Origin of the sequence: Nocardioides sp. NPDC006273 (assembly GCF_040613495.1) — a bacterium.
GTDB lineage: Bacteria > Actinomycetota > Actinomycetes > Propionibacteriales > Nocardioidaceae > Nocardioides.
On record NZ_JBEXSD010000037.1, the window covers coordinates 1 to 13,346 of the forward strand.

The window sequence follows — 13,346 nt, forward strand, 5'->3', positions numbered from 1 at the left end:
CTGGGCGCACCTGGACGAGACCGGGGCAGTGGTGGCGCTCGGCGCACAGGCCACGCCGCCTCGCTCGGATGCTGACGGCGAGACGGTCCGACTCGGCGGTTGCTGCGGCTGATCTCAGCCGTTGACGCGGGTGGTGAGCCCGGTCGGGCCGCCGGGGCGGCCGTGGCACTGCTTGAACTTCTTGCCCGAGCCGCAGGGGCAGCTCTCGTTGCGGCCGACCTTGGCGTAGGGGTCGTCGGCGTTGCTGACGGTGCCCTGCGCCTCGGCCTGCCCCTGCTCGTCCGGGCCGGAGAAGGCCAGGCGCTTGGGAGTCGCAGGCTTCTGCAGACCCGGCGCGACGATGTGGGGCGACCCGCTCGGCGCCTGCTCCGCGGACTGCGACCTCAGGGCGGCGGAGATGTCCTGGAGACCACCGGCCTGTCCGACACCGACCGGCGGCTCGGCGAGCGCGCCCTCGTGCATCGGACCGGCGTGACGGGTGCCGTCGGGGTGGTAGTGGAACTCGGGCTCCGTCTGCTCGACCTGGACCTCCAGGTTGAACAGGTAGCCGACCGTGGCCTCCTTGATGCCGTCCATCATCGCGGTGAACATGTCGTAGCCCTCGCGCTGGTACTCGACCAGCGGGTCGCGCTGGGAGTAGGCGCGCAGCCCGATGCCCTCACGCAGGTAGTCCATCTCGTAGAGGTGCTCACGCCACTTGCGGTCCAGCACCGAGAGGACGACCTGACGCTCGACCTCGCGCATGCCCTCCTCGCCGACCTCTTCCTCGCGGCGGTCGTAGGCCTCCTGGGCGTCCTTCTTGAGGACGTCGATCAGCTCGTGGCGGTCGAGGTCGGCCTTGCTGCCCCCGGCGTCCGCGATCAGCTTCTTCGGGTCGACCGAGACCGGCCAGATCTGCTTGAGGTCGGTCCACAGCTGGTCGAGGTCCCACTCCTCGGCGAACTCCTGGGTCGCTCCGATGACGACGCCGGCGACGACGTCGTCGATGAAGGTCCGGATCTGGTCCTCGAGGTCGGCGCCCTCGAGCACCTCACGGCGCTCGGCGTAGATCACCTTGCGCTGGCGGTCCATGACGTCGTCGTACTTGAGGACGTTCTTGCGGGACTCGAAGTTCTGGCCCTCGACCTGGGTCTGCGCGTTGGCGATCGACTTGGTCACCGACTTGGCCTCGATCGGCACGTCGTCGGGGATCTTCAGCGTGGTCAGGATGCGGTCGACCCACTCGCCCTTGAACAGGCGCATCAGGTCGTCCTCGAGCGACAGGTAGAAGCGGGACTCGCCCGGGTCACCCTGACGGCCGGAACGACCGCGCAGCTGGTTGTCGATGCGTCGGGACTCGTGGCGCTCGGTGCCGAGGACGTAGAGGCCACCGAGCTGGGCGACCTCGTCGTGCTCGGCGGCGACCTGCGCCTTGATCCGCTCGACGGTCGGCGCCCAGGCCTGCTCGTACGCGTCAGCCGTCTCGCCCGCGGGCTCCAGGCCCTGCTTACGAAGCTCCTGGTCAGCCAGGAAGTCGACGGAACCACCGAGCATGATGTCGGTGCCTCGGCCGGCCATGTTGGTGGCGACCGTGACCGCACCCTTGTGACCGGCGAGCGCGACGATCTTGGCCTCGTCGGCGTGGTACTTCGCGTTCAGGACGGTGTGCGGGACACCGCGCTTCTTGAGGATGTTGCCGAGGTACTCGGACTTCTCCACCGAGACGGTGCCGACCAGCACCGGCTGGCCCTTCTTGTGGCGCTCGACCAGATCATCGGCGACGGCCTCGTACTTCGCCTCCTCGGTCCGGTAGACGAGGTCGGGCTGGTCCTTGCGGATCATCGGCTTGTTGGTCGGGATCGGGACCACGCCGAGCTTGTAGATCTTGTCGAACTCCGACTCCTCGGTCATCGCCGTACCGGTCATGCCGGAGAGCTTCTCGTAGAGGCGGAAGTAGTTCTGCAGGGTGATGCTCGCGAGGGTCTGGTACTCCTCGCGGACCTTCACACCCTCCTTGGCCTCGATCGCCTGGTGCAGACCGTCGTTGTAGCGGCGGCCCGCGAGCATGCGGCCGGTGTGCTCGTCGACGATCAGGACCTCGCCGTCGGCGACGACGTACTCCTTGTCGCGGCGGAAGAGCTCCTTGGCCTTGATCGAGTTGTTCATGAACGAGATCAGCGGCGTGTTGACCGCCTCGTAGAGGTTCTCGATGCCCAGGTGGTCCTCCACCTGGGTGATGCCACGCTCGAGGACCGCGATGGTGCGCTTCTTCTCGTCGACCTCGTAGTCGACGTCCTTGGTCAGCGACTTGGCGATGGTGGCGAACTCGTCGTACCACTTCACGTCATCCTCGGTCGGGCCCGAGATGATCAGCGGCGTGCGGGCCTCGTCGATGAGGATCGAGTCGACCTCGTCGACGATCGCGAAGAAGTGGCCGCGCTGGACCAGGTCCTCCATGGCGGAGGCCATGTTGTCGCGCAGGTAGTCGAAGCCGAACTCGTTGTTGGTGCCGTAGGTGATGTCGCAGCTGTAGGCCTCACGGCGCTGGGCCGGGGTCATCTGCGGCAGGATCACGCCGACGGAGAGGCCGAGGAAGCCGTAGATGCGGCCCATCATCTCGGCCTGGAACTTGGCCAGGTAGTCGTTGACCGTGACGATGTGGACGCCCTCGCCTGCCAGCGCGTTGAGGTAGGCCGGCAGCACCGCGGTCTGGGTCTTGCCCTCACCGGTCTTCATCTCGGCGATGTTGCCGAGGTGGAGCGCCGCCCCGCCCTGGATCTGGACGTCGTAGTGACGCTGGCCCAGGACGCGCTTGGTGACCTCACGGACGGTGGCGAACGCCTCGGCCATGATGTCGTCGAGGTCCTCGCCGTTCTCCAGGCGTTGCTTGAACTCGTCGGTCATCCCGCGCAGCTCGTCATCGCTCATCGCGACGAACTCGTCCTCGATCGAGTTGACGGCCTTCGAGATGGCCTCGAGCTCGCGAAGGATCTTACCTTCGCCGAGGCGAAGGATCTTGTCGAGAATTGCCACGGTGGCGGGCTCCTACTAGCGGCAGACAGATAGCACGCTCACTCTACCCACCTGCCGGTCGCTGGCTCACACCAACGGCGCAAGGAGAGGCGCCAGGTCGCCCGAAGGCGCGACCTCGATGGCCTCCAGGCCCAGCCAGCCGGCGAGTCGCTCGAGCTCGGCGGCCAGCTCGATCGCCGTCTCCACCGGCGCGCCGTCCTCCGCGTATGCGCCCTTGACCTGGAGTTTCCGGTTCTTGCGATCGGCCTTCAGGTCGACGCGGCCGACGATGTGCTCACCGAGGAGGAACGGCAGCACGTAGTAGCCGTGGATCCGCTTGTGTGCCGGCGTGTAGATCTCGATCCGGTAGTGGAAGTCGAAGAGCGCCTCGGTGCGCTCCCGCTCCCACACGAGCGGGTCGAACGGGCTCAGCAGCGCACGGGCGCCGATGCGCCGCGGGAGGCGGGACCCGGTGAAGAGGTACGCCTTCCTGCGGATGCCCTCGACCGTGACCGGCTCCACCTCGCCGGCGTCGACGAGCTGGTTCAGCGCGCGGGTCGTGTCGTCCACCCGCATCCGGAAGTAGTCGGCGATGTCCTTGGCGCTGCCGACCCCGTGAGACCGGGCGGCGCGGCGTACGAGCTCGAGCTGGGCCTCCTCCTTCGACGGCGTCGGTGCGTCCAGATGGACTCGCGGGATGACCCGGTCGGGCAGATCGTAGGCCACCTCGAACTGGTCGTTGCGGTGCGAGATCGCCAACTCGCCGAACATGTAGAGGATGTCGAGGGCCTTGCGGGAGTCGGACCAGTTCCAGCCCCAGTGGTCCTTGCTCTGCGGGCCGGCGTCGTCGAGCGCCCTGGCCGCCTCACGGGCGGTGAGCGCCCCCTGCTCGGCCACCAGCGCCAGCACCTTCTCCTTCATCCCGTCCGGCACGCCGCCCCACCACTTGGAGTCCTTCTGGGCGCGGTACTGATCCATCCGCCACTGCATGTGCGGCCAGAGCTCGACCGGCATGAACGCCTGCACGTGAGCCCAGTACTCCACCATCCGGCGGTCCCGCTGGCCGCTGCTGGCGCGGTGCAGGAGCCCGGTGTCGTACGCCCCCATCCGGCTGTAGAGCGGCATGTAGTGCGCGCGCTGCAGGACATTGACCGAGTCGACCTGGAGGACCCCGGTGCGCTCCAGCGTGCGCTGGAAGGTGCGCATCGTGGGTGTCGTGTGGGGTTTGTCAGCGAAGCCCTGCGCCGCCAGCGCGATCCGGCGGGCCTGAGATATCGAGAGCGACTGCACGATCCGACTCTAGGACCAGTTCCGGACAAGGTTCGTCCGGAACCGGATTTCATTCCAGCACAGGAACTGGAGTGTCGCCGGAGGAGAGGCGTTCAAGATGCTCCTCGTCGCACCAGCCGCACTCCAGTCCGAGCTCGGACTCGCCTTCGGAGCCGTCGAGCAGGCGGCTGATCGTGCCCCAACCGGCCACGCGCATGGCGAGGGCCTGGTCATCCGGCACGCTCATGGTGGCCCGAACCGCGACGACCTCCTCGGCACGCAAGGAGATCATCCACACCCATTCCTCGTCGTCGACGGGGATGTCTGCGGCCTTCCAGACGAAGAACAGGGGCCCACGCTCGCCTTCGATGCGTACACAGCGACCGGCCAGCTCAGCGGATGAGCATGGATCGGCGCTCATCCACTCGGGTGGGGCGGGGGCGGCGAGCACGTCGTACGTCACCTGGAACCGCATGCCCGTGCCCGTGTCGATCATGGGGTGGCCGTGATCGGGCTCCAGGCGCCCGCCGATCGCGTCGTCGCCGAACTCCATCAGCAACGAGGACGTGACGATGCCTGCGAAGTGGTCATCACCGCCGTACCCGGTCAGGAACGACATGGCGATCGCGTGGTCCGCGCTGCGGCTTTCCTCCGGCCAGCCGTTCAGCTGCTCCCCGAGAGCCTGTGTCTCCGCGGTCACCGCATAGCGCATTCGGGGGTCTTCGAGGACCGCCACGGCGTCATCGACACTGAAGGGGAGATCCAGGCGACGTGGATCGCCGGTGATCTTGGCACCCGACCATTCCATCGAGGACGTCTCCCCGCTACCTCGCAGCATGGTGACCCACACGCTCCCCGGATCCTCCTCGGGCTCCTCCATCACCCAGGCCAGCTGGAGCACGGCGTCGTCCACGTCTGTGTGCAGCTCGGTGCATTCGAAAGTCCGGTGAAGGTCATCACATGGCTGTGCCAGCTCCCATTGCTCTGGTGAGACACCGATACGCACCAGGTCACCATCCGAGGCCTCGTCGCCATCCGACGCGGGATAGCGCAGATCCACCGACACCAGGTCGGCCGGGAAGGAGTCGTCCGACGAGGTCTCCCCCAGGCTCGTGGGTTGGCCCGGAAGACTCTCGAGCGCCACCGCCGCCGCCTCCCGGGGCGTGATGGTCCGAGCTGAGGATCCCGGATCGGTCAGCCGGGCGCACCCGGTGACCGCAAGTGCAACCGCCACCAGCCCCACGGCCCGCACAACGCCAGTTCTCACCCGGCGCAGGGGGTTCGTGTCGTACGCCCCCATCCGGCTGTAGAGCGGCATGTCGTGCGCCCGCTGCGGCACGATGACCGAGTCCACCTGGGGAACCCCGGAGCGTTCCAGCGCGATCCGGTGGGCTCGGGACCGGCTGGATGTCTGGGAGCGGGGCTGCACGGGTCGACTCTAGAGCCAGTTCCGGACAACAGCCGCCCGGAGTCGGTCTAGGGCCTGTTTGAAACTCGGACAGCGCCGGCCAGACGCCGAGTTCTCAAACAGACCCTAGGGCCCCTAGGGCCCATCTGGGCCACCAAACCTTCGGGCAAGCAGCGCGACACGGCCACACCCGACGCACCGCGTGGGCGAAAGCGACGGCCAGTACGCCGTCCATCCTGCCGCTTTCGCCCACTCGCGGTTCACAGCGGGCCGAAGACCACGTGCACCTCCGCATCCAGTGCCAGCCCCTCCAGCACCCCGAGCAGCTTGCGCTCCTCGAAACGGAAGTGGGACTCCATGATCGCGGCGATGCCCTCGAGGTGCTTCCCGAGGTCTTCGGGGGTGGCGGCCTGGTCGACAGCGGCCTGGAGGCCGCCGAGGAGATACCCGATCATCGAGTGGTCCTGCTCGAGGTAGCGGATCGTCTCGCGCAGCTCGGGACGGGCGCGGGCGATCGCCGGGAAGAGCTCTCGGTCCTCACCCTCGTGATGGCCGGTCAGGGCCTCGCAGAACCCGTGGCAGAACAGCAGCAGATCACGGGCCGCGGGTTCGGCAGGATCTCCCGCGTCGATGGCCTCCTGCGTCACTCGCAGTGCCTTGCGCAGCCGGTCATGGACCCGCCGCATCTCGTCTGCCCAGGCGATCAGCCTGGTCTTCTCGCCCTCAGTCACGTGAGGGCGAAGGGAACGACAACATCAGTCGTGCTCCTTCGTGTCCGGCGCCTCCATGCCTGACACGGTCTGTCACCGGCACGCGACGCTGGCGTCAGCCTAGGGCATGGCCGCGGCTCAGTCGACGTTGAGGAGCTTCTGACGCACGGCGTACATGACCGCTTCCATGCGGGAGTGGGCCTGAAGCTTCTCGAGGATGTTGCGGACATGGTTCTTGACCGTGTTCTCGGAGATGAACAGCCGCTTGGCGATCTCGCGGTTGTTGAGCCCCTTCGCGACCAGGCCGAGGACCTCGAGCTCGCGGTCGGTGAGCTTGGGCCCGGGGACCGGGGAGCGGTCCGGCTTCGACATCTGCTTGAACTCCTCCATCAGCTTGACCGCCATGGAGGGGCTGATCAGGGACTGGCCCTCGGCGACGACCCGGATCGCCTGGGCGACCTGGTCGATCGAGGAGTCCTTGAGGAGGTAACCCTTGGCGCCGGCCTTGATCGCGTCGTAGAGGTCGGCCTCCTCGTCCGAGACCGTCAGCATGATGATGTGGGCCGAGGGTACGGCGTCCTTGATGGCGACGCAGGCCTCCAGGCCGGTCTGCTTGGGCATGCGTACGTCGAGCAGCACGACGTCCGGAGCGGAAGCCGCGGCGCGCTCGGTGCCCTCGATGCCGTTGGTCGCCTCACCGATGACCTCGATGCCGGGCTCGCTGGCCAGCAGCGCGACCAGTCCCCTCCGGAAGAGCTCCTGGTCGTCGACAACCAGGACGCGGACCGGCTCACGATCGGCACCAGACGTAGATGACACGAATGCATCATGGCATGTAACCCATGATGGCAAAGAGAATGGCCGGGACTCATCCATCTGAGGGATGGAAAAGTCCCGGCCGACGTGCCTGGCCTCGGTGGTCGAGCTTGTCGAGCCCTCAGACGAGGTCTGCGCGGTTGAGCGCGATCACCCCGTAGTCGTAGCCCCTCCGGCGGTAGACGACCGACGGTCTCATCGAGTCCTTGTCGATGTAGAGGTAGAAGTCGTGTCCGACCAGCTCCATCTCGTAGAGCGCCTGGTCGAGCGTCATCGGCTCCGCTGTGTGCGACTTCTCGCGGACCACCAGCGGCCCCTCCCCCGTCACCGTGATCGGACCGACCTGGTGCTCGCGCACGGTGTCCTCCTCGAGCTGCTCCGAGTCGTTGGCCGAGGCCAGGCCGTCGGGCTCGATGCCCGCCAGCGCCTGACCGACAGACACCGGCGTACGGCGTCCGCGGTGGACTCTGCGGCGGTCGGCGGCACGGCGCATCTGGGATGCCATCTTGTCGACAGCCAGGTCCAGCGCCCCCATCTTGTCCTCCGCACACGCCTCGGCCCGGATGACCGGACCCTTCGAGTACGCGGTGAGCTCGACGTGTACGGCGCCCTTGTGCTGGCGCGGGTTGGGCTCGTTGTCGACCTCCACGTTGATCCTGATGATGCGGTGGTCGTGCTTCTCGAGCTTCGCGAGCTTCTCGGCTACGTGAGCGCGATAGCGGTCTGAGACCTCAGCGTTGCGGGCCGTGACGACAACTTCCATGGGTACCTCCCGGTGTTTCGGGGTTGGCGGAATCCCGGACGATCAGCGCATGTGATCGCCGGGGTACGGAGTCCGCCTGGCCGACCTGGTCTTCGACCCCACAATCGCCTGCTGAGGCTTAGCAGCTTGGTGCCACTCCACCTTCTCCTCGCCGGTTCCCGTATCTGACGGGAGGGCTCGGGCAGGACTCATCTCTAAGCCGCACCGTGATCCCCTTGCCCCAAAATCTGGGTGCGAAGGGTTACGTGGACCGTTTTGCCTGCGACTGGCATCGGCTTGCCGCTCGAATGCCCGCGATGCGGACCTCTCTGCGACGCAACCACGGACCCAGACGGACTCCATGTAGTGACGGTAGTTCGCCGATGTGCCCCACGAAAGCCCTTCAACAGAATTACATGACGGTTTCCTGCATTTGAACGCGAGACCGACGCTGGGTGGCCGCCACGGTCGTGATCGCTTTCACGTCGAGCCCGACCGATTCCAGCGCTCGTTGCGCCTCCCGCGCGGTCGCGCCGGTGGTGATCACGTCGTCGCAGACGACGAACGTCGCCCGCGGGAACGTTCTGGCGAGTGTCCGGATGCCGGACGCAGGGCAGGTGATCGAGCCCTCCAGGTTGGCCTGTCGCTGCCTCGAGTCGAGGCCGGCCTGGTCCACGACGCCGGGTCTGGTGCGAAGCAGGCGGTGATGGCGTACGCCGAGGCCGTGCCGCCGCAGCATGACGGCTGCTCCGCGCGTGATCGCCGCGGTGCTGTCGAGGCCGCGCTCGCGCACGGAGGCACGTCTGGAGGGGACCGGGACGAGGATCGTCGGGCCGGCTCCGGTCTCCGCCAGCGCCTCGAGGACCGAGAGGGCCAGCAGACCGGACAGGGCTCGGCGGAGCCCGAGAAGCTGATGCTCCTTGAGGCCGATGACCATCTCCTTGAGAGTGCCTTTGTAGGGTCCGGCCGCGAAGACGGGGGCGAGGCCCGGCGGCGCCGGGGCGGGCGGGCTCAGCCGAGCGCCGTCCGGGAGGCCGGCGCGACAGTCGTGGCACAGCAGCCTGCCCGGTCGTCGGCAGCCGACACAGCGGCCGCCGACGATCAGGTCGTGCCAGGCGTCGGCGAGAAGGTTGCTCACGACCGTGAGTCGATCAGGGTCACCGGCCGCGTGGCAACCAGATGCGGCGCTTCTGTGGATAAGGCTGTGGATAACTCGCGGTCAGTTCTGGTAGCTCACGTCGGAGAGGTCGGAGGGCAGCGCCAGATCGAACCTGTCGAGAGGGTCGAGCAGGGTCGTGCCCGAGATCGCGTAGAGGCGGGCCGAGGCCACCGGAGAGCCGACGACACCGGTGACCCGGTCGCTGAGGGTGTAGCGCTCGCCGCTGGGCGCACCGTCGAGCGAGACCGACTGGAACAGCGCGGTCGAGCCGATCTTCTGGACCGCGACGATGGTGGTCGGCGAGGTCCAGGCGATGTCGGTGATCTGCATCGTCGCCGCATCCGGGTGCGGCAGCAGGACGGCGGAGGTCGCGGTCGTGATCTCGCCCTTCGGGCTGGCCCGCAGGCGACTGACCACGATGCGGTCCGAGAACTCGCCCTCGATCACCGCGACGAAACGGGTGCCGTCGCGAGAGACCAGGAACCGGGTGACGTTCTCGCCCGTCACGCCGGGGACGGCGACGCGGACGACGCGGTCCCCGGCGACGTACATCACCCGGGCGCCGGTCGAGTCCTTGTCGACCAGCCAGAGCCGCTCGGCGAGATCCCACGAGGGCCGCAACAGCCGGGTGCCGTTCACCGGCGCGTCGGAGAGCTTGCCGTCGCTGGTCAGCTCGCCGACGACGACGCCGGTGCGGTCGGCGGTGATCGCGGCGGCGGTCGAGCCGTTGGCGTCCACGGCGAAGTCGATCACGCCGTGGGGCTCCGCCCAGTCGCCGAGCACCGGCACCCACGGCTCACCGTTCTCGCCCGTGCTGGTCACCAGCGCGCCTCCGCGCAGCGCGAAGAGGTCGACCCTCGCCGAGGTGCCGTTGGGGTCGTAGCCGCTGCCGTTCTCGACGCTGAACGTCTCTCCGTACCCGGGCAGCACCACCGGCTCGCCGTCGATCGTGAGCCGGATGCGCTCTACGTTGGTGTCCTGGCGCAGGGTCCAGGCCAGCTGGGCACCCATGAGCTGGAGGTCCTCGGAGCTCTGCTCGCCCAGATCGCCGGCGAGGTCGACCTCAGCCACCCCGTCGCGTACGTCCACGGAGCGAGGCCCCTCCGCCGTGGCCGGGAGGGCGCTGCGGATCACCCCTTCCGCCTCGGCCCCCGGGCCGCTCAGCAGGCTGGAGACGAGAGTGGTGGCGTAGGAGGTGCCCTTGGGGGCGAAGATCGGCTCCGGCACCAGGGCGCGCCCGGCAGGTTCGACGTAGTAGAGGTTGCTGCGGGCGAAATGGGTGAGGAACCAGTCCTCCTCGACCACCAGGGCGTCCGGCGCCGAGCTGATCCGCCACTCGCCCTCGGTGCGAGTCAGCTCGAAGTCGAGGATCGCCTGCGAGGCGGCCAGTCCGCCGCGCCACACCCCGCGCTCGTCGAGCCAGCCGGCGTCCTCCAGCTCCACCGAGACTCGCGGCGAGGAGCCGACGTGGCTCCCGAGCTCGCCGTAGACCAGCGTGCGGGCGGCGGGCGCCCAGTCCATCGCCGCGTCCTTGGTGAGGTATCGACGGGCGTAGGCCGTGCTCATCGGGGTGGCCTTCATGGCGTCGAGGAAGCCGTCGACGATCTCACCAGGGGACGCCCCTGCCCGCGGAGCTCCGGGGTTGTACGGGATGAGCTCGTCCTCGGCGTTCGGCGCGGCCAGCTCGGCCCGTTGGACCGGACCGGAGTCCGGCACGCTCGAGCATGCCGACACGAGCAGCGCGACCACTGTCAGGACTGCGGCGAACACGGGTCTCACGACGCCTCCAAGGTGTCACGGGCATCGGCCGGGACCAGCGGGAGCGGGCTGTGTCGCAGCGCCGCGCCGGCGTGGCGGGGAAGCGTGAGCCGGAACTGCGCCCCCTGGTTCGGACGGCCCCAGGCCTGCAGCCAGCCGCCGTGGAGATGGGCGTCCTCGAGCGAGATCGACAGGCCCAGGCCGGTGCCGCCGCTGGAGCGGTCTCGGGCCGGATCGGCGCGCCAGAACCGGTTGAAGACCAGGGCCGTCTCCCCCGGCGCGAGCCCGACACCGTGGTCGCGCACCGTCAGCGCGGCGGCGTGCTCGTCGCTGTCGACCCGGATGGTGACGGTCTGGCCGACGAGAGCGTGGTCGGTGGCGTTGGCCACCAGGTTGCGTACGATCCGCTCGACCCGGCGATGGTCGACCTGGGCCGTGCACGGATGGTCCGGAGCGACGATCTTCAGCTCGATGTCTCGCTTCTCGGCGAGCGGCGTGTGGGCCTCGACGACCGCCCGGGTCAGCGCGGACAGGTCGGTGTCGTAGAGATCGAGCACCGCCGCTCCGGCGTCGAATCGGCTGATCTCGAGCAGATCGCTCAGGAGCGTCTCGAACCGGTCGAGCTCGGTCTGCAGCAGTTCGGCGGCACGGGCCGTCGGGGCGTCGAAGGTGTCCCTGGCCTCGTAGAGGACGTCGCTGGCCATGCGGACGGTGGTGAGCGGCGTACGCAGCTCGTGGGAGACGTCGGAGCTGAACCGTCGCTGGACGCGGGAAAGGTGCTCGAGCTGCCGGATCTGGTTCTGCAGGCCGCTGGCCATCTGGTTGAACGAGATCGCCAGGCCGGTGAGGTCGTCCCCGCCGCGGACGACCATCCGCTCCTCGAGGCGGCCGGCGGCGAGCCGCTCGGCCGTCCTGCGGGCGATCCGGATGGGCGTGACGACATGACGGGTCACGATCCAGCTGCCGACGCCGATCAGCAGGATCAGGATCGCGCCGGCGGCCAGGAGCCCTCGGGTGATGATCGCGAGCGTCTCCTGCTCCTGGTCCATCGGGAAGAGGAAGTAGATGTTGTAGGTGTCGTCGTGCAGCTCGAGCTGGGACCCGATCACGATGCCCGGGGTGGAGGAGGTGCGCTCGCCGTCGTCGAAGGAGACCCGGGTATAGGTCCAGGCCGGCTCGGCACGGATCGTCTGGAACCCGTCCTCGAGTGTGCGCGGGACGCTGCGTACGTCCAGACCGGGCGTCCACTCGACCCCGTTGTCGCTGATCCGGCCAGAGGTCGATGTCACCGGACCGGCCATGACGACTCCGTAGCCGCGCGAGAGGCTGCGCTGGATGATCGGATCACCCAGGTCGTTGCGCTGCAGCGGGGTGCCCCCGTTGGCCCCCGAGGTCTCGGCGATGCTCGAGCGCGCTGCGGAGAGCTCCTCGGAGGCCTCCGCCTTCGCCGCCGCGACCCGGTCCTGGACCAGCTCGTCGCTGATCTGCTCGAGCAGGACGAGCCCGACCAGGCTCACGGCGGCAGCGGTGAGCAGCATCGTGTAGACCACGACGCGGGTCTGGATCGACCGGCGCCACGTGGTCAGGAGCTTCTTGGGCGCCCGGGCTGCTACGCGGACGACCGGCTGGAGGGTCACACGGGCCCTGCCTTGTAGCCGACGCCACGGACGGTGAGGACGATCTCGGGGTTCTCCGGGTCGTGCTCGACCTTCGAGCGCAGGCGCTGGACGTGCACGTTGACCAGGCGGGTGTCGGCCGCGTGGCGGTAGCCCCACACCTGCTCCAGCAGCACCTCGCGGGAGAAGACCTGGTGAGGTTTGCGGGCCAGGCACTCCAGCAGGTCGAACTCGAGCGGCGTGAGCTGGATCCGCACGCCGTCGCGAACCACCTGATGACCAGCGACGTCGATGGTCAGGTCGCCGATCTCCAGCACCTCGGGCTCGGCGTCACCGTGCCTGCGTACGCGGGCCCGGATCCTCGCGATCAGCTCCTTGGGCTTGAAAGGCTTGACCACGTAGTCGTCGGCGCCGGACTCGAGACCGACGACGACGTCCACCGTGTCGCCCTTCGCGGTGAGCATGACGATCGGCACGCCCGACTCGTTGCGGATCTGCTTGCACACCTCGATGCCGTCCATCCCGGGAAGCATCAGGTCGAGCAGCACCACGTCAGGCTTGTAGTCGCGGAAGGCGGGCAGCGCCAGGTCACCGCGGGCGACCAGCCGCGAGTCGAACCCCTCTTGTCTCAGCACGATCGCGAGCATCTCGCTCAGCGAGGCGTCATCGTCGACGACGAGGACCTTTCCCTTGGCGGGCTGGTCGGAGGTGCTGCGATCGGCCATGTGCCCGATTCTGTCACCCCGTGCGTGTGACGCGTCACAGGAGCCACCCCACAACGCGCGAGTCGGCCCGTCCTGACCCGATTCATTGCCGAGTCGGCTCGTCATGACGAGCCGACTCGGCGAGATCTTCGGTCAGAACGAGCCGACTCGGC

The 13,346-nt window shown here is 68.3% G+C and carries 10 protein-coding genes; all 10 read right to left on the bottom strand.

What is annotated here, in order from left to right:
- Positions 1–114: 114 nt before the first annotated feature.
- The 10 genes from secA to mtrA all read right to left on the bottom strand — a co-directional run bounded on the left by secA (position 115) and on the right by mtrA (position 13,194).
- On the bottom strand, positions 115–3,012 hold the full coding sequence (gene secA / locus ABZZ22_RS16590; RefSeq protein WP_354933242.1) for a preprotein translocase subunit SecA: 2,898 nt from the start codon (positions 3,010–3,012) through the stop codon (positions 115–117).
- 66 nt (positions 3,013–3,078) lie between these two features.
- Positions 3,079–4,281 carry a crosslink repair DNA glycosylase YcaQ family protein gene (locus tag ABZZ22_RS16595; protein ID WP_354933244.1) on the bottom strand — a complete coding sequence of 401 codons (1,203 nt, stop codon included), beginning with the start codon at positions 4,279–4,281 and terminating at the stop codon, positions 3,079–3,081.
- A gap of 49 nt (positions 4,282–4,330) precedes the next feature.
- Entirely contained in the window at positions 4,331–5,689 is a 1,359-nt protein-coding gene (locus ABZZ22_RS16600) for a hypothetical protein (protein WP_354933246.1), read from the bottom strand.
- A 239-nt stretch (positions 5,690–5,928) separates the two neighbouring features.
- Positions 5,929–6,399: a hemerythrin domain-containing protein gene (locus ABZZ22_RS16605; protein ID WP_354933248.1), complete on the bottom strand. Its 471-nt coding sequence runs from the start codon at positions 6,397–6,399 to the stop codon at positions 5,929–5,931.
- Between the two features lie 117 nt (positions 6,400–6,516).
- A complete protein-coding gene (locus ABZZ22_RS16610; RefSeq protein WP_354933250.1) occupies positions 6,517–7,197 on the bottom strand; it encodes a response regulator transcription factor in 681 nt (226 codons plus the stop codon).
- Between the two features lie 118 nt (positions 7,198–7,315).
- Complete coding sequence (raiA, locus tag ABZZ22_RS16615) at positions 7,316–7,957, bottom strand: ribosome-associated translation inhibitor RaiA (RefSeq protein WP_354933252.1); 642 nt, start codon at positions 7,955–7,957, stop codon at positions 7,316–7,318.
- Between the two features lie 391 nt (positions 7,958–8,348).
- A complete protein-coding gene (locus ABZZ22_RS16620; protein WP_354933254.1) occupies positions 8,349–9,074 on the bottom strand; it encodes a ComF family protein in 726 nt (241 codons plus the stop codon).
- 81 nt (positions 9,075–9,155) lie between these two features.
- A complete protein-coding gene (locus tag ABZZ22_RS16625; protein ID WP_354933256.1) occupies positions 9,156–10,874 on the bottom strand; it encodes an LpqB family beta-propeller domain-containing protein in 1,719 nt (572 codons plus the stop codon).
- Positions 10,871–12,490 (bottom strand): MtrAB system histidine kinase MtrB, encoded by a 1,620-nt coding sequence (mtrB, locus tag ABZZ22_RS16630; RefSeq protein WP_354933258.1) that lies wholly within the window; start codon positions 12,488–12,490, stop codon positions 10,871–10,873. The genes ABZZ22_RS16625 and mtrB overlap by 4 nt, the downstream gene beginning before the upstream one ends.
- A complete protein-coding gene (gene mtrA, locus ABZZ22_RS16635; RefSeq protein WP_354933260.1) occupies positions 12,487–13,194 on the bottom strand; it encodes an MtrAB system response regulator MtrA in 708 nt (235 codons plus the stop codon). Before mtrA ends, mtrB begins: the two co-directional genes overlap by 4 nt.
- Positions 13,195–13,346 lie beyond the last annotated feature (152 nt).

What these genes read in the sequence shown, in the direction of transcription:
- raiA (WP_354933252.1), bottom strand. Translation starts at nt 7,957, where the DNA reads ATGGAAGTTGTCGTCACGGCCCGCAACGCTGAGGTCTCAGACCGCTAT.
- mtrA (WP_354933260.1), bottom strand. Translation starts at nt 13,194, where the DNA reads ATGGCCGATCGCAGCACCTCCGACCAGCCCGCCAAGGGAAAGGTCCTC.